The 17,213-nt window shown below is 60.6% G+C and carries 10 protein-coding genes; 4 read left to right on the forward strand and 6 right to left on the reverse strand.

The window, feature by feature from the left end:
- Positions 1-326: 326 nt before the first annotated feature.
- Together JOE62_RS07335 and JOE62_RS07340 are read left to right on the forward strand one after the other, a co-directional pair.
- Positions 327-3,779, forward strand: coding sequence for a pyruvate carboxylase (locus JOE62_RS07335; RefSeq protein WP_204721519.1), 3,453 nt, complete (start codon positions 327-329; stop codon positions 3,777-3,779).
- Positions 3,780-3,879: 100 nt separating this feature from the next.
- Positions 3,880-4,422 carry a hypothetical protein gene (locus JOE62_RS07340; RefSeq protein ID WP_038990352.1) on the forward strand — a complete coding sequence of 181 codons (543 nt, stop codon included), beginning with the start codon at positions 3,880-3,882 and terminating at the stop codon, positions 4,420-4,422.
- On the opposite strand, the gene JOE62_RS07345 is transcribed toward JOE62_RS07340, so the two are convergent.
- The 3 genes from JOE62_RS07345 to JOE62_RS07355 form a co-directional block, all read right to left on the reverse strand.
- Positions 4,395-6,206 carry an AMP-dependent synthetase/ligase gene (locus JOE62_RS07345; RefSeq protein WP_204721521.1) on the reverse strand — a complete coding sequence of 604 codons (1,812 nt, stop codon included), beginning with the start codon at positions 6,204-6,206 and terminating at the stop codon, positions 4,395-4,397. The genes JOE62_RS07340 and JOE62_RS07345 overlap by 28 nt on opposite strands.
- 114 nt (positions 6,207-6,320) lie before the next feature.
- Positions 6,321-6,755 carry a hypothetical protein gene (locus JOE62_RS07350; protein ID WP_204721523.1) on the reverse strand — a complete coding sequence of 145 codons (435 nt, stop codon included), beginning with the start codon at positions 6,753-6,755 and terminating at the stop codon, positions 6,321-6,323.
- On the reverse strand, positions 6,752-7,525 hold the full coding sequence (locus JOE62_RS07355) for an alpha/beta hydrolase (protein WP_161567496.1): 774 nt from the start codon (positions 7,523-7,525) through the stop codon (positions 6,752-6,754). The genes JOE62_RS07350 and JOE62_RS07355 overlap by 4 nt, the downstream gene beginning before the upstream one ends.
- A 136-nt stretch (positions 7,526-7,661) precedes the next feature.
- Here JOE62_RS07355 and JOE62_RS07360 point away from each other — a divergent pair, with 136 nt between their 5' ends.
- Both JOE62_RS07360 and JOE62_RS07365 read left to right on the forward strand, forming a co-directional pair.
- On the forward strand, positions 7,662-8,333 hold the full coding sequence (locus tag JOE62_RS07360) for a 1-acyl-sn-glycerol-3-phosphate acyltransferase (protein ID WP_204721525.1): 672 nt from the start codon (positions 7,662-7,664) through the stop codon (positions 8,331-8,333).
- 71 nt (positions 8,334-8,404) lie between these two features.
- Positions 8,405-9,808: a class II 3-deoxy-7-phosphoheptulonate synthase gene (locus tag JOE62_RS07365; RefSeq protein ID WP_204721527.1), complete on the forward strand. Its 1,404-nt coding sequence runs from the start codon at positions 8,405-8,407 to the stop codon at positions 9,806-9,808.
- A 71-nt stretch (positions 9,809-9,879) separates the two neighbouring features.
- Here JOE62_RS07365 and JOE62_RS07370 read toward each other — a convergent pair whose 3' ends face one another.
- From JOE62_RS07370 to JOE62_RS07380, 3 genes are all read right to left on the reverse strand, one after another.
- Positions 9,880-12,096, reverse strand: coding sequence for a Stk1 family PASTA domain-containing Ser/Thr kinase (locus JOE62_RS07370; protein WP_204721529.1), 2,217 nt, complete (start codon positions 12,094-12,096; stop codon positions 9,880-9,882).
- Between the two features lie 202 nt (positions 12,097-12,298).
- The gene (locus tag JOE62_RS07375) at positions 12,299-12,547 is read right to left on the reverse strand and encodes a WhiB family transcriptional regulator (protein WP_013348560.1); all 249 of its coding nucleotides are present in this window, start codon (positions 12,545-12,547) and stop codon (positions 12,299-12,301) included.
- A gap of 614 nt (positions 12,548-13,161) precedes the next feature.
- Positions 13,162-17,148: an FHA domain-containing protein gene (locus JOE62_RS07380; protein WP_204721531.1), complete on the reverse strand. Its 3,987-nt coding sequence runs from the start codon at positions 17,146-17,148 to the stop codon at positions 13,162-13,164.
- Positions 17,149-17,213 lie beyond the last annotated feature (65 nt).

The following is a 17,213-nucleotide window of genomic DNA, read 5'->3' on the forward strand; positions in this document are numbered from 1 at the left end:
CGTTAGTTTAAACGTCCCACCGAATTTTTAGTCTCTCATCATCATAGTGTGCCGACCGGCGTTTCTCCGACTTTGCAACGTGAGTTTTTGCCATTAGGCACAAGTTAGTGATTAAAACTTCACAGCTTCAATTATTTCATGTGGTCTGACCACAAGATGAAATGTTTGGGCGTTCTGGAGATTCCCCGTGTAGGGTATTTCACAGAAGTGGCAAATGCTTGCCGCTTTTCGAGACCCGACACGCTGGTGTGGCGGGCAAGCACCTGACGGAAACAGTCCCGAGGGTGCCGTTGTACCAGCGTGTAATGATTCGATGTAGGGACACTATGTTTGAAAAGATCTTGGTCGCCAACCGCGGTGAGATTGCAATTCGTGCCTTCCGTGCCGGCTACGAGCTGGGCGCAAAGACCGTTGCTGTCTACCCACATGAAGATCGCAATTCGATCCACCGCCAGAAGGCCGCGGAGGCCTACCAGATCGGCGAAGAGGGCCATCCGGTCCGAGCCTACCTGGATATAGACGAGATTATCCGCGTTGCCAAAGAAGCCGGCGCGGACGCAATTTACCCGGGCTACGGATTCCTCTCGGAGAACCCCGACCTCGCCCGCGCTGCCGAAGCAGAAGGCATCAAGTTCATCGGTCCAAAGGCGGACGTGCTTGAACTGGCCGGCAACAAGGTCGCGGCACTGAAAGCAGCCCGCGAAGCAGGCATTCCGGTACTGGAATCCTCCGAGCCAAGCGATGACGTCGACTACCTGATCGCCGAGGCCGATCGCATCGGCTTCCCGATCTTCGTCAAGGCAGTAGCCGGCGGCGGCGGTCGCGGCATGCGCCGCGTCGACAAGCGCGAAGACCTGCCGGAACTGATGGGGGCGGCCATGCGCGAAGCCGGCACCGCCTTCGGCGACCCAACCGTCTTCCTGGAGCAGGCAGTGCTGCGTCCGCGCCACATCGAGGTGCAGATCCTCGCCGACGAGCAAGGCAACATCGTCCACCTGCATGAGCGCGACTGCTCGCTGCAGCGCCGCCACCAGAAGGTTGTCGAGATCGCTCCGGCACCGAACCTGGACGAGTCGATCCGCCAGGCGCTGTTCCGCGACGCCGTGAAGTTTGCCCAAACCCTGGGCTACCAGAACGCCGGTACCGTCGAATTCCTCGTCGATACCGTGGGCGAGCGCGCCGGTCAGCACGTCTTCATCGAAATGAACCCGCGCATCCAGGTGGAGCACACGGTGACCGAAGAAGTCACCGACATCGATCTGGTCCAGTCGCAGATGCGCATCGCCTCCGGCGAATCGCTGAAGGACCTGGGCATCAGCCAGGACGCAGTCCAGGTGCGTGGCTGGGCACTGCAGTCCCGCATCACCACCGAAGATCCGGCCAACGGCTTCCGTCCGGATGTCGGAACCATTACGGTGTACCGTTCGGCCGGCGGCTCGGGCGTACGCTTGGATGGCGGCACGATCTACACCGGTGCGGAAGTCTCGCCGCACTTCGACTCGATGCTGGTCAAGCTCACCTGCCGCGGCCGCGACTACGCCACCGCCGTGGCCCGCGCCCGCCGTGCGCTGGCCGAGTTCCGCGTGCGCGGCGTGGCCACCAACATCCCGTTCATTCAGAATGTGCTCAGCGACCCGCAGTTCCTGGCCGGTGATGTCGCTACCAACTTCATCGATTCCCGTCCGGATCTGCTTACCGGCAACGAGTCCCAGGACCGCGGCACCAAGGCGCTGAACTACCTGGCCCATGTCACGGTGAACCAGCCCAATGGCAGCCGTGTCGAGGGCATCGACCCGCGCAAGAAGCTTCCCGCGTTCCCGGGCGACAAGTCCGACGAGCCGGAGCGTTCGCCATTCGACGGCCCATCGAAGTCTGCCGCACCGGTTGATGGGTGGCGCCAGAAGCTGCTGGAGCTGGGCCCCGAGGGCTTTGCCAAGGCGCTGCGCGACTCGAAGGCGGTGGGCATCACCGATACCACCTTCCGCGACGCGCACCAGTCGCTGCTGGCCACCCGCGTGCGTACCCGCGACCTGCTCGCCGCCGCTCCGGCCTACGCGCACAACGTGCCGCAGCTGTTCTCCATGGAGGTCTGGGGCGGTGCCACTTACGATGTGTCCCTGCGATTCCTGGGCGAGGATCCATGGAAGCGCCTGGAGCTGCTGCGCGCCGAGCTGCCGAACATCCCGCTGCAGATGCTGCTGCGCGGACGCAACACCGTGGGCTACACCCCTTACCCGACCGAGGTGACCGACGCGTTCGTGAAGGAAGCAGCCTCCGCCGGCATCGACATCTTCCGCATCTTCGACGCGCTGAACGATGTGTCGCAGATGGCCCCGGCCATCAAGGCAGTGCGCGAAACCGGCACCGCGGTCGCCGAAGTGGCCCTGTGCTACACCGGCAACCTGCTGGATGCCAACGAGAAGCTGTACACCCTGGACTACTACCTGGACCTGGCCCAGCAGATCGTCGATGCCGGTGCGCACATCATCGCGATCAAGGACATGGCAGGCCTGCTGCGCCCGGCCGCTGCCACCAGGCTGGTGACCGCGCTGCGCGAACGCTTCGACCTGCCGGTGCACCTGCACACCCACGACACCTCCGGCGGCCAGCTGGCAACCCTGATGGCTGCCATCGATGCCGGCGTCGACGCCGTGGACGTGGCCAGCGCGGCCATGGCGGGCACCACCTCGCAGCCTTCGGCGTCCGCACTGGTTGCGGCGCTGGAATTCACCGAACGCGATCCGGGCCTGTCGCTGGATGCCGTGGCGTCGCTGGAACCGTACTGGGAAGCAGTGCGCGCGATGTACAGGCCATTCGAATCCGGACTGCCGGCGCCGACCGGCCGTGTCTACCAGCATGAGATTCCTGGCGGCCAGCTTTCGAACCTGCGCCAGCAGGCCATCGCGCTGGGCCTGGGCGAGCGTTTCGAAGCCATCGAGTCGATGTACGCTTCGGTCAACGACATGCTCGGCAACGTGGTGAAGGTTACCCCGTCATCCAAGGTCGTCGGCGACCTGGCCCTGCAGCTGGTCGGCTCCGGCGTGCCCGCCGCGGACTTCGAAGCGAACCCGCAGAACTACGACATCCCGGATTCGGTCATCCAGTTCCTCTCGGGCGAGCTGGGCAACCCTCCAGGCGGATGGCCAGAGCCATTCCGCACGAAGGCGCTGCAGGGACGCAACGTCAAGGCCCGTATCGAGGACCTCTCGGCGGAAGACGCGGCGGCGCTGAAGTCGGATTCGGAGACGATCCGCGGCACCCTGAACCGGCTGCTCTTCGCAGGCCCAACCCGCGACTTCGAGAAGTCGGTGGAGAACTACGGCGATTTGTCCGTACTGCACACCCGCGACTACCTCTACGGCCTGGTTCCAGGCATCGAGCATGTCATCTCGCTGGGCACCGGCGTCCGACTGCTCGTCCGGCTGGTATCGGTGTCGGAAGCTGACGAGAAGGGCCTGCGCACCGTCGTGGTCAACCTCAACGGCCAGTCCCGCCAGGTCAGGGTCCGCGATGAATCGGTGGAATCCACCGTGAAGTCCGCGCCGAAGGCCGACCCTAACGACAAGGGCCATGTCGCCGCACCATTCGCCGGAGCCGTGACGGTCAACGTCAAGGTCGGCGACCTGGTCGAGGCCGGCCAGTCGGTAGCCACCATCGAAGCCATGAAGATGGAGGCAGGCATCACCGCCAACACCGGCGGCGTGGTCAGCCAGGTAACCCTGAACGGCACCAGCCAGGTGCAGGGCGGTGATCTGCTGCTGGTCATCGAACCGAAGTAGCACCCGCCGTACCCGGAGCGCAGGGGCTCGCAACCACGGTTGCGGGCCCCTGCGCTCTGCCGCAAATGATCGTGCGAACCAACTAGCTGAAGGAGCAGGGATGCGCGCACACAAGACGAAGCCCGGGGCTGCGCCCGAGGAGCTGAAGCAACAAGTTGCCGAGCTGGGATCCAGGATCCTGCCCATCTCGGTACTGGTCTTCACCCTCGACACGCATCTGCCATTTTGCGAAATTGCCGAGCACTTGGCCGAGCAATTCGGCGAGCTGGAGTGCCAGGCCACGGTAGCCACGGCCGGGCCGCAGCGCGTGCAATCGGTGAGGGAAGGCAAATTCACCGGTGTGAACGTGCTGGTGGCGGTGGGGGATACCAGCGCCGAATCCGAAGACCGGTTGATGGAACTGGTGGAATGGCTGCTGGCCAACGGCCGCAAGGAGCTTGCCGCGAACCTGATTTACGCGGTGCTCGGCCACGAGCACCAGAACCATCCCGCCCCGGCGTTCAGCCGCGTGGTCCTGCCGCGCAGCTACTATGCCCGGACACAGCAAAGCGGCCTCAAGTTGCCTTGGGCCGCTTCAGCTCGCGAATCGTGGGAGCTGGCTCATGCTGTGCTGGATTATGCAGTGGGCTTGGGGGCCGAGTAGATCTGATCGATCACTGCTTCGTAGTCCTTGAGCACTACCGCACGCTTGATCTTCATAGAGGGAGTCAGATGGCCGGTTTCCTCGGTGAAGTCAGCGGGCACGATGCGGAAGGACTTGATTGCCTCTGCCTTGGAGACCGAAGCATTGGCCTTGTCGATTACCGCCTGCACGGTTTCGAGCACCTTCGGGTGGGTCGACAGCTCCTCCAGCGACAGGTCCTTGTCCATCTGGTGGCGGGCCAGCCAGCCCGGCAGGGCTTCCTGGTCCAGGGTCACCAGAGCCGCAATGAACGGCCGGCCCTCGCCGATGACGACGCATTGGGATACCAGCGCGTCGGCGCGGATCTGGTCCTCGAGCAGGGCAGGAACCACGTTCTTGCCGCCAGCGGTCACGATGATTTCCTTCTTGCGGCCGGTGATCTTCAAGAATCCATCGGCGTCGAGCTCGCCGATATCCCCGGTACGGAACCAGCCATCGGTGAAGGTCTCGTCCTGGAGTTCCGGGCGGTTGCGGTAGCCGCGCATCACGCAGATGCCCTTGGCGAGGATCTCGCCGTCAGCGGCAATGCGCACGGCGTTGCCCGGCAGCGGCTTGCCGACGGTGCCGATCTTGATTCGGTCAAGCGTATTGACCGAAATCGGCGCGGTGGTTTCGGTCAGTCCGTAACCTTCCAGAATGGTCACGCCCATCCCGTTGAAGAAATGGCCCAGGCGTTCGCCCAGCGGGCCGCCTCCGGAGACGGCATGGCGGATGTTGCCGCCCATGGCGGTGCGCAGCTTCTTGTAGAGCAGGGCGTCGAAGAGTTTGTGCTTCAGATTCAGCGCCAGCGGAACCTTGCCCTGCTGCGTGGCCTTGGAATAGGCCACCGCGACGCTGACGCCCGCGTGGAAGACCTTGCTCTTGCCGCCGTCCTCGGCCTTGAGCATGGCTGAGTTGTAGACCTTCTCGAAGACGCGCGGCACGGCGAGGATGAAATTCGGCTTAAAGGACTGCAGGTCCTCGAGCAGGTGCTTGACGTCCGGGGTATGCCCGGTGCGGCAGCCGGCGGCCACGTTGACCACAGAGATGAAACGGGCGAATACGTGGGCCAGCGGCAGGAACATGATGGTTGACGCGCCAGGGTAGACGGCACCGGGCAAGGCAGCCACCGCATTCTCTGCCAGCTCCACGAAGTTGCCATGGGTCAGCTCGCAGCCCTTGGGGCGGCCGGTTGTGCCAGAGGTGTAGATGATTGTGGCAACATCTTCCAGGGATGCGCCTGCTCGGCGGGTTTCGAGCAGCTGGTCATCGACGTTCGTGCCATCTTCGGAGAGCTGGTCCAGCCCGCCGTCGAACTGCCAAACATGATCCAGGGAATCGAGCTGTTCCTGATGGGCGGCGCGGCGCACGACCGCTTCTTGGGCGGCGGCCTCGACAACCACGGCCTTGGCGCCGGAATCCGAAACGATCCAGGCAACCTGGCTGGGGGAGGAGGTTTCGTAGATGGGAACGGTGATGCAACCGGCGAACCAGATGGCGAAGTCGACCAGTGTCCACTCGTATCGGGTCTTGGCCATCAGGGCGATCCGGTCGCCGGCCTCGATGCCGTTGGCGATGAAGCCCTTCGCGATGGCCCGGGCATCGGCAGCGAACTGCGAGGCAGTGACATCATTCCATGTTCCGTCGGCTCCCGGCTTGGAGAACAAGGCCGGGTTCGCCGCTGAATTCGCGTGGCGCAGCAGCAGATCGGTAATGTTCGACTGCTCTGGCGAATGAATGCGAATTGGCGAGTCGTATTCGCGCATCTGGTCTTCAACTCCTGAAACTTCGTGTGGCCACATTCAGCAAATGCGGGTAATCCGCATCACATGTTTATTACTATAGAGTAACCTACGGTGGTTCGTGCTCAAAGCCGTTTTCTAGACTTGCGCCCCATCATCTCCCGGATCGCGTTCAGTGGGAAGACGTTTCAGCAAGTATGCGACTCCGAGCAGGGCGATGATTCCCAAACCGAAATAAATGAACGCCGGAGCCGAGCGGAAAAACAGCACGCACAGCAGCAACCCCAGCGGGCCGCCAGCCGCGCCAGCCCAGGCGAGATTCAGCATCGGATCGCCAGAACCCAGTGCGGCGGGTGCTTCTGGAACGAACATTTCGCCGGTGTCGTCGTTTTCGTAGTCGCGTGGACCGCGAACCGCGGCAGGTCCAGCGTTGAACAGCTTCTCCAGCTGCGCCTTACGCTCTTCGGCGCTGGGTTCGCGTGGTGCCGTGGTATCGAGCTGGCGGAAATTCTCGACCAGCTGATCCCATTCGGGGTCTTGCTGGTTCGAAGGATGGGCATCATCTTGATTCATGCGTGTTTCTCCTTCCGCTTCTGCTCCTTGGCGGCCAGCTGCGCGAAGAAGCGGGCCGATTCATGGAAGATCTGCTCGGCATCGTAATCCAGCGTGGCCACATGCTTGGAGTGCAGGAGCATATGGTGCTCGGCCAAGGTGCCCGGGTTCAAGCCCGCGACAAGTTCGCGCACCGATTGCTCCGAAACCACGTTGTCAACGGTGGACCGGAAGAGCTGCACCGGGGCGCTGACCAATTCCAGGCGGCGGCGGGTTTGGGTAAAGAGCGCGTGGAGTTCGGCTACTGCTGCTACCGGGGTGCGCGGGTAGGCCCCTTCATCGACGCCGCGCTTGGCAATGTCATTGCTGATCGGGGCGACAGTGCGCACGGCATGCTTGAGCCAACGGGTATAGGGCGCCAAGCGGGAGTCCACGACCAGTCCAGGGTTGACCAGCGACACACCAGCCACGTTGCGCCGGGTCGCCAGGTGCAGGGCCAGCGCGCCGCCCATCGATAGCCCGGCGACGAATACCTGCTGGTGGGTCCTGGCGAGCTCGTCGAACGCTTCTTCAGTGGCATGGATCCACTGGTCGTACCCTCGGCCGACCATGTCCTGCCACTGTGTGCCGTGGCCTGGCAAAAGCGGGACGTCAGTGTCGAACCCGGCCAGCTCCAGGGAATCCGCCCAAGGCCGCATGGCGACGGGGGAGCCGGTAAAACCATGGATCAAGAGCACTGCGTTGGAGCGCACGGGCTCATTGAGCGGAGTATTGCCTTCATCAATTTTCATCATGGTATCCTCTCGAATTCTGCCTACACCTCCGAGCGTAGTGCACAATTGAATGGTGCGGAGTGCGCTTCGACCAGCAAGGTCGCGGTTTCTCTTCCCGCGTAGCTGGTCAACTAGAAGAAGGACTTTTCCCGCCGTGCTGTACGACTTCCTCAAGCGTTTCGCTGTCCGGCCACTTATCCGAATTTTCTTCCGCGTCAAGATCCAGGGCATCGGCAATGTGCCGGAAACCGGCGCGGCAATCCTGGCTTCGAATCACTTGTCAGTGTGCGACTCGGTGTTTCTCCCCGCTGCGTTGGACCGCACCGTCATCTTCCTGGCCAAGGACGAGTACTTCAATGGCACCGGCATCAAAGGCCGGATCACCGCGTGGTTCTTCCGCAACATCAACCAGCTGCCCATGGACCGGTCGGGCGGGCAGAAATCGGCGGCCTCGCTGGCCAGCGCCAAGAAGGCGCTGGAGCAGGGACAGATGCTGGGCATCTATCCCGAAGGGACGCGTTCTCCGGATGGCCGGTTGTACCGGGCCAAGCTCGGTGTCGCCAAGCTCGCCTTGGAGACCGGCGCACCGGTGATACCGATTGCGATGATCGGTACCGACAAGGTGCAGCCCATCGGTCAGAGCCTGCCTCATCCGGGAAAGGTCGGCATCAAAATCGGCAAGCCGCTGACCTTCGAGCACCTGGGCGGCCAGCCATTGAACCCCGAAACGCTCCGTGCCTGCGCCGACGAAATCCGCAAGGCGATCAATGTCCTCTCAGGCCAGAGCTACGTTGATATCTACGCACCGCGCAAAGCGAAGAATTAGCAGCGCACCAGTGGCAGTGTTACGGCTCGTTGTTACATTCGTCGCGGTGCTTTGAGCCCACGCCACGTAGAATGGGCAAGGTGAGCGAAGAAAACCGAACCCCATTGCCCGGCTCCTCTGTAGCCGGCCCCGCCACCGATCCGCAACTAGATTTGTGGCGTGAACTGCCAATTGCCCAGCAGCCGACCTGGCGTGAGCACAAGGACTATCAGTCCTCCATCAAGGAATTGGGTTCGCGTCCGCCACTGGTATTTGCCGGCGAAGTCGACGTTTTGCGCGAACGCCTGGCCGCGGCGGCCCAAGGCAAGGCCTTCTTGCTGCAGGGCGGCGACTGCGCCGAAACCTTTGCCGACGCGACCGCAGACAAGATTTCCTCGCGTGTGCGCACCATCTTGCAGATGGCCGTCGTGCTGACCTATGGCGCCTCGATGCCGGTCATCAAGATGGGGCGCATGGCTGGCCAGTTCGCCAAGCCGCGCTCCTCGAATGACGAAACCCGAGATGGTGTAACTTTGCCGGCATTCCGCGGCGACATCGTCAACGGCTACGATTTCACGCCGGAGTCCCGTGCCCACGATCCAAAGCGCATGGTGCAGGCCTACAACACCTCATCTGCGACGTTGAACCTGATCCGTGCCTTCACCCAAGGCGGATTCGCCGACCTGCGTAGCGTGCACTCTTGGAACAGCGGCTTCATGGCCAATCCGGCGCACTCCGCCTACGAGCAGCTGGCCGGAGAAATCGACTCGGCCATCCGCTTCATGGATGCCTGCGGAGCAGACTTCGAGGCGCTTAAGCGCACCGAGTTCTTCGCTTCCCACGAAGCCTTGCTGCTGGACTACGAGCGTGCGCTGACCCGCACCGACTCGCGGACCGGCTTGCCATACGACACCTCCGGCCACTTCCTGTGGATCGGCGAACGCACCCGCCAGCTGGACCACGCCCACGTTGATTTCCTTTCGCGCGTGCGCAACCCAATCGGCGTGAAGCTGGGCCCAACCACGGATCCAGAAGATGTCCTGGCGCTGATCGACAAGCTCGATCCGAACCGCGAGCCAGGCCGCTTGACCTTCATCACCCGCATGGGTGCGAAGAACATCCGCGAGAAGCTGCCGAACCTGGTGGAGAAGGTCGCTGCATCAGGAGCACAGGTGCTGTGGGTTACCGACCCGATGCACGGCAACACGGTAACCAGCCAGAATGGCTACAAGACCCGCAACTTCGAAGATGTCATGGACGAAGTCCGCGGCTTCTTCGAGGTGCACGACTCGCTGGGCACCTTCCCGGGCGGTCTGCATGTGGAGATGACCGGCGACGATGTGGCTGAGTGCCTCGGCGGCGCGGATCCGATCCGCGAAGAAGACTTCGATTCGCTGTATGAGTCGCTGTGCGACCCGCGGCTGAACCACCGCCAGTCCCTGGAAATGGCCTTCCTGGTCTCCTCGGCACTGCAGAGCCGCAGCCGCAATCGCTAGCAGCTAGAAAAGTAATCCGGTTCCCCAAGCGGGAACCGGATTATTTTTGTGAAGTGGAAGCGCCAACGGCCCTAGAAAGCGTAGATGCTGATCTCGCTGCCTCGCACGGCTTGCTGGTGCAGCGGAGATTGCATGCGCACGGTTTGGCCGAAACCGCCAAAGACATCATGGGTCTTGACGGTAAAACCGGCGGATTCCAGCGTCGTGACGGCTTCTTCCACGCCCATGCCAATCACGGACGGGATCTGGACGTACTCCGGTCCCTGCGAAAGATTTACCGTCACGGTGCTGCCATATGGGACGGTGCCCTGAGCTGGATCCTGGAGTGCGATGAGGTCTTTTTCGACCGTCGAGGAATGGACGGCTTTACCCGCCTCAAGTTCCAGGCCAACCGCCTCAAGCTTCTCCTTGGCCGCCTCCTTGCCAAGGCCGATGACCGAAGGAACGCTGACCGGAGCATGTCCCTTGGAAATGGCAAGGGTGATGATGTTCTTCCTCGGCAATTTCTCGCCGGCGGCCGGGGAAGAACTGATGACTTCGCCCTCCTTGACAGATTCCGAGTAGGCTTCGGTGGTCTTAACGTCCTCGAAGCCGACCTCGGTCAGAGCCGTGGTGGCCTGCTCAAGGGTATGCCCAGCAACATCCGGAACCGCAAAAAGTTCCGGGCCTTGTGAAACGATCAGGTCGATTCCCTGGAACTTCATGATGTTTTCGCCGGTTCCAGGTTGCGAATCCACCACCCGGCCGATGGCAATCTCATCGTCGTAGGCGGTGCCTATGCGAACGGGAACGCCTTGGCCGTCCATCTGCGCGATTGCCTGCGACTGGAGCATGCCGGTCAATGACGGGATGCGGATAATTGTTCCGGGGCCGCGGCCGAAGAACCATCCTGCGCCGGCCACCAGAGCGACGACGAGGATCCACATCAGGGTGACGACGAACTTTTGCGTTCCGGTGCGCGGCTGGCGCAAACGGTGGGTTGGCACCTGGGCTTCCTTGCGCCACTTCCTTGCCGCTTGCTTCTGCGCACGCTTCTGGCCACGGACCGATAGCGGTGATTCATTGGCTTCGCCAGGTTCTTCGGTTGCGCCCAACCCATCGCGACGGGTGTACACCGACGTCGCGGCAATTCCAGGATCCGAGCCGGGATCAGCCGCACGAGGCTGGGCCAAGGTGGCTTGCGCATCGCGAAGGTCCAGGACTTCGGTGGCATCGGCCGCGGCTATGACCGTCGTCCGATCAGTATCGGCTGGAGCATCATCTAGTTCGTAGCCGGCCTCTTGCTGTGCAGCGTTCCGCTCCAGCCACAGCTGTTCACGTTCTTCCTCGCGCTCGCGTTGCATCGCATCAAGGCGCTGCTGCAGCGTCGTAGGCATCTGGGCGAATGCTTGCGGCGCGAGATCTTCGATCCCGCCGAGGTCCTCGGCACCGACATCCAATTGCGCATCGCTGAGCGTGGAGCGGATCTGGATGATCTCCTCCAGCAGCAATGAGGCATCCTGCGGACGCTTTTCCGGATCCTTCTCGGTGCACCATCGGACAAGTTCATCGAGATCTTCGGCCAACCCGGGAACGAGGTCCGAGGGCGGGGGCATGGGGGAGTCCAGATGATGTTTCATCAATGCGGCTGCATTGGTTTCGGTGTACGGCAATTGCCCAGTCAGCATCTGATAGATCATGATGCCCAGGGCATAGATGTCGCTGCGCGAATCGGCTGGCGCGCCTGAAACCAGTTCAGGAGAAACATGGGACAGCGTTGCCACGAGCGTCGCCGACTGGGTATGGGCGCTCGCGGCACGGGCCAAGCCGAAGTCGGTGACTTTGACTTCACCGGTATCGGAGAGCAGCACGTTGGCCGGTTTCATGTCCCGGTGGATGATGCCCTCGCTGTGCGCGGCTCTGAGGCCGCGGCAAATCTGCTCAAGGACGCTGAGGGCCTGGCGCGGTGTAAAACGCCCGCGTTCCTCTATGACCTGTTCGAGATTGCGCCCGCGAACATATTCCATCACGAGGTACACCAGATTGCCGCTCACGTTGTGATCTCGGATGGAGACCACATTCGGATGGGTGATATTCGCGGCGATGACAGCTTCAGATTCGAATCGTTCACGAACCGTGGACTCGCTGGCGAAGTTGTCATTCAAGATCTTCACGACAACGGCTCGGTGCAGGCGCTTGTCCATGCTGCGGTAGATCCGCGACATGCCACCCAGAGCGAGCAGATGGTCGAGCCGGTAGCGGCCATCCAGCGTCTTGCCCAGGTTCGGGTCGGTCAGGGCCGGGCTCATTTTGCGGACGCACCTGCCTGAACGGTGCGCGCGAAGCGGGCCAGAGTCACTAACGGATCCTTTCGAACATGAATACTACCTTTAATGTACCTAGGTGAGCTGACAATTTGCCGTTTAAACTCGAAATCCGCCAGTGGTGTTGACCGCTGGCGGATTTCGTATAGCGTCTCGGGTTGCGAGAATTACCTCGAGCGCAGCTCAATTAAGAAGCGCGGCGAGCTCGTGCTGCGCGACGCTTCAAGGCACGGCGCTCATCTTCGCTCATGCCGCCCCATACCCCTGCGTCCTGGCCGGACTCAATGGCCCACTGCAGGCAGGTTTCGGTTACTTCACATCGACGGCAGACGCTCTTGGCCTCTTCGATCTGCAACAGGGCCGGACCGGTGTTTCCCACTGGGAAAAACAGTTCCGGGTCCTTTTCCAGACACGCCGCGCGGCTACGCCAATCCATGCTTATTGATGCTCCTTGAAATCTGAGAGGGTCTGAAACGCCAACGGCAATCAACACACAGGCAACAACGACCTAGGAGTGAAATGAATTCCTGGTTGCCTAGTGGTTAACTTCTGGCGTTTCGAAAGGTCGGTGAAGTCCGTTCGGGCACTTCGTTTAACCAACCACATAAGGTTTTCATGTAACGCGGAAGTAAACAAGAGTCGCGGAAGTGAAAAGTTGCTGAATGCCTGAGGGCTTTCTCACATGGCATTTGGCCCTTGGATCCGCTAATTATCGGTGGTGTGGCGCGAACAACAGCGAAAGTCAATTGTTGCGGTTTGAGTTCCTGTAGAAGGTCAACGAAAATTGTTGATGTGAGCAACGAAAATACAACCCCGTCCCGCCCAACCAGTGTTTTCGTGGTTGCCGCGCTCGTCCTGATTGAAGCACTGGCTACCCTGGCGTACGCCATCAGCTACATGCTGAACCTGGATGCCAACGGAACAGTCAACATGGGCGGACAACTATTCATGCTGGCCCTTTGCTTGCTGCTTGCTGTTTGGCACGGCTCGGTTGCTATTAACTTCTTCAAGGGAAAAGCGTTCACTCGTGCTCCGATTATCGTTTGGCAACTATTCCAGCTCATCCTCTCCGTTTCGTTCCTGAGCTCCGACATCCCGATGGTGACGGCCGCGGGGGTCCTGTCCATTGTCATCGCCGGAACTACTGTGGTGATGCTCTTCGCTCCGAAGACGACCGCTTTCCTCGGAGACCGACCGAATCGCTGAAAGCCCGCCAGATAATTCGTACGGAATGTGAATCACACGAGGGTTGCCTCGTTTAGAGATGATGGCGGCCCAATAATCCTTGGACCCTTGGTCAATCTCCGGGTGGATCGGCGGCCAGTTCATCGGTTGAAGATCCTGCGGATGATGGGCTTCGACAACAATCACCTGGCGATCATCTAGCCCGTTGACGCTCATTCCCAAGTCGTAGGCGATCCTGTTGGACGGTGGAACGAATAGCGCGACACCGATCCCACTGGACTTCAGTGCCTCAATGAGCGGAGGCAGGCGCGAATCGCTAGTGGTTTCCAAGTACACGCAGAGCAATTCCTGCCGGTCCCCGGATGAGGCGTCATCGAGTGCCCGGACGAACCGATCCAAGTCCGTCAAGCCGCAAATATGCATGGCGTTCCAGCGTCCGGCGAGCACATCGCTCAACTGCCGGCGCTGTAGCATATCGGGACAGAGCACAATGGCTAGTTGCCCCGCTGGTCGAGGCACGGCTTCTCCATCAAAGGGCGAGAATCCCAGAAAAGTTTCCGGGCGCAGCGCAGATCCTGCAAAGATCTCTCTGGCCGTTGGCCGGACCGGCCAGGCGCTATCGGCGATGCTAGCCGAATGTGCGTGGGTGAGTTGGAAGACTTGCGGCGGTTGCCCGGAACTTAGTTTGACTCCGCGGCCAGGCAGCGGAGAACAGGCCGGAATCTTAGGCCAGATCATCTTCAACGACTCGGTGGCGTTGTACGGGAAAAACCATTGCTCGGTGCAAAGACCAGTGGACTTCAAGGCATTCTGGTCCCGGTCGACGGAACAAAGAACCATTGGCGATTCAGGCCCACCGAAGCGCAATAGCGTACCGAGTGCTTCATCCAAGCGTTGAAAATGCTGGGGGTGGATGTTGGACTGCAGCTGGGTGAGTGAATGTACAAGAATGATCAATGCCGGATCCTTCGGCATGGATTCCACGAAGTCGACAGCTTCGAAGAAGTCGTAGGGATCTTCACCAGTGACGACTTTGAGGTTCTTGGCGGCATCCGGAATTGGCGATGGGCCGAAGCACAATATTTTTCTTGTCGAATCCGCCAGGGAAGCAAATAGCATGCGTGCACCGGCTTCAGGCAGGCCGCAGATCAACGTTGATCGTGAACGGGCAGGGTCGAGGACCAGCGGCTCGAGCCGGGCCAGATGCAGGTTATCTGCAATGCCGCAGTAGATAGCCCCTCGCTCCTTCCCCTCCCAAGTCGGCGGCGATGGACATGGTTCTGATGGCAATGGCAACGCCGGAGCAAAACCGGATGCCGGCAGCTCCGTACCTGACCATCGTGAAGAAAGCTCGGAGGCATGGTCGCGCAATGGATCTCCGGTTGCTGATGCAACGCTCTTCTCGAATTGGCACAGGGGAAGCAAGGTGAGATCTTGGCGATTCCGCTCGAATAATTCGCCGTGCAGAGGTGGCTCGATGGCCAGATGGAATTGCAGACACCGAGTTGGCTTGGAAGCACTCTTGATGATCGCCTGGCCAGGGAAGAGGAATTTGGACGCTTGGACGGAGCCAACCAGTTCAATCGATTCGCCTGGGTCGTTGACCCTCAAAGCAATTGTCGTGTTCAAGTTCGCCTTGGTTTGCCCCGTCAATGCGCCAGCCGGCCGTTGCGTACTGAGAATCAGGTGGATACCGAGAGCCCGACCTACCGCAGCCAAGCGATCAATTCTGGCGCTGGCTTGAAGCAGGGTTTCGATGAAGACGCGAAATTCGTCAATGACGACCAGCAATCGAGGCAGGACTGGGCCGGGTTCAGCGAGATCTTGATATTCGGCAATGTCGCTGCAACCGTGATCCGCCAAAAGCTCTTCGCGCCGACGCACTTCATGCTCCAATTGCTCTAACGTACGCTGAGCCGCAGCTTCATCAAGGTCGCTTGCGAAGAGCTGGACGTGTGGCAAGCCTGCATAAACACCGAGCCCAGCTCCACCCTTGAAATCAATGAGCACGAGAGCGAGCTGAGCCGGCGAATAGTTGCAGGAAAAATCAGCGATGATGCGCCTGAGCGCTTCTGACTTGCCCGAGCCGGTCGTGCCGCATACCAGTACGTGCGGACCGTCCTCGTGAAGGTCGAGGAACACGTCCTCTTGCTGGTCATCCAGACCCAGAAGTGCACGTAGGCACCGGGAGCCAGAGGGCCTTGAGTCTGGATTCCTTGTTGCTGCTTTCTTCGGCAGCTGCACATATTGCTGCACCATCTTGTCGAACCGAGCGAGGCTCAGCGTGCTCAGGCTCTGAAGAACTAGCCGTTCGTCGGGCAAATGCGCGCAGACGGGGCTTGGAACAATCCAATTCTCCACAGACTCGGACAATACCGGCGAAATGCCCAGCACCAGTGTGCCGGAAATGGGTTTCGGTGATTGGGCAGTGACGTAAAGGGTGGCCAGACTTGCTTCCTCTTTCCTGAGGAAGCTCGATTCATCGGAAGCGGATAGATGGGACATGCAGACGTTGTTCATCAAGAGCAACGACGCAGGAAGACAGCGAATGCTGGGATCGATCACCAGCCGTAGCTGGCCGTCATGTATGGCGGGGAGGTATCGCGCCAGAACTGCGGCGAGAATCGATCCCGCACTTCGCCCTTGCACAGTCTTCAATTGCCAGACGCCCGGGGTGCTTGGGAAGAACACCGGACCAAACCAGGGTGCATCCGTCTTCGTCTTTCTGAGGCCTCGAAATATCTTGCGCACGCCCGTGGGAGAAGGGCGGGAGATTTCTTGGGGAGACCATAAGCCCTCGCCCCAAACCAAGGGTGGTATCCGGTTACAGGACAGGCCCAAAGAGGAAGCGTCCAGTCCAGCTACGAACGCTTCGCCAAGGTCCGGGGAGTATCTCGTTCTTGCGATGATCGCGGACGCCCGCTGCTCTTGTAATTCGCTTTTCCACCGACGCCGTTCCACCACCAGCTGACCCGCAGGTACCAACCCCATCAGGGCAGAAACGCCGCTCAGGACCAGGAAGAGCATTGAACCGGTAACCACGGCAAGCAAGACGCCGGAAATGATCGGGACAAATGCGGCTAAGGCCAATGCAATCAATCGGGACAGTTCGGGCTTTGAAGGTGCCTGGATTTCCAACTGTTCGGAGGAGACCAGATGACCGGCGTCGGCAGCTAATGGATCGCCTACGGCGAATTCGGTGTTGCCTAGCCGGAAGCGTGATCCCTGTTCCAATTCGACGGACTGACGGTGGCTTCCATCTGGCATGGCAATGTCTTGCTCGGCACTCGCGTGCAGGTGCAAGCCCTGTGCTGTCACGATGACCTTCGCATGATTCCTGGAAACCAGCGGATCTTCCAACCAGAGCGGGGCAGTTCGGCCGATGGCATGCTCTCCCTTCGAGAGCGGAATCCAGGCACCAGCGTCGGGGCCGCGAAGCACTAGCAGCTTGAGGCGCGAAGCAGCGGTGCCTGTGACGAGAGGGGGCTGGGGCAGTTCATGGAGCACGAGGCGATCGGCAGCAGACAGAGTCTCCAATTCTTCTATCCGCGTTGCTCCCGCAAACCATCGATGGTCCGGGAAGTTCCGCTGCAGGAGCACGGCGAGCTGCTCGCCCGAGATTCGCCCGGACATGACAAGTTCGAATTGTCTCGGATGCTGGAATTTTCGGGAAACCAGAAGCAATTCATAGCGGACCATGAGCCCTCCTGAAGGTGATGGAAAGTAGTCGTTCCCATCAAAACCAGCAATTTGGTCGGCATCGGGAAATATAAATCCCTTTGTGGAGAAAGAATTAAGAACTATCCACAACTGCAGCAACCTCTTGAAAGCGGTCTCCGCTGCAGATAGCATCCCTTGTCATACGAATAGGTATGCTGCACCGACGACGCGCTCGCCGATGGTCCCCGACTTCGGGA

It is taken from the genome of Glutamicibacter nicotianae (assembly GCF_016907615.1).
Classification (GTDB): Bacteria; Actinomycetota; Actinomycetes; order Actinomycetales; family Micrococcaceae; genus Glutamicibacter; species Glutamicibacter nicotianae.

Coding starts and splice junctions, on each gene's coding strand:
- JOE62_RS07370 (WP_204721529.1), bottom strand. CDS start 12,096: ATGAGCCCGGCCCTGACCGACCCGAACCTGGGCAAGACGCTGGATGGC.
- JOE62_RS07380 (WP_204721531.1), bottom strand. CDS start 17,148: ATGCTATCTGCAGCGGAGACCGCTTTCAAGAGGTTGCTGCAGTTGTGG.
- JOE62_RS07345 (WP_204721521.1), bottom strand. CDS start 6,206: ATGCGCGAATACGACTCGCCAATTCGCATTCATTCGCCAGAGCAGTCG.
- JOE62_RS07365 (WP_204721527.1), top strand. CDS start 8,405: ATGGGCAAGGTGAGCGAAGAAAACCGAACCCCATTGCCCGGCTCCTCT.
- JOE62_RS07340 (WP_038990352.1), top strand. CDS start 3,880: ATGCGCGCACACAAGACGAAGCCCGGGGCTGCGCCCGAGGAGCTGAAG.
- JOE62_RS07355 (WP_161567496.1), bottom strand. CDS start 7,525: ATGAAAATTGATGAAGGCAATACTCCGCTCAATGAGCCCGTGCGCTCC.
- JOE62_RS07350 (WP_204721523.1), bottom strand. CDS start 6,755: ATGAATCAAGATGATGCCCATCCTTCGAACCAGCAAGACCCCGAATGG.
- JOE62_RS07375 (WP_013348560.1), bottom strand. CDS start 12,547: ATGGATTGGCGTAGCCGCGCGGCGTGTCTGGAAAAGGACCCGGAACTG.
- JOE62_RS07335 (WP_204721519.1), top strand. CDS start 327: ATGTTTGAAAAGATCTTGGTCGCCAACCGCGGTGAGATTGCAATTCGT.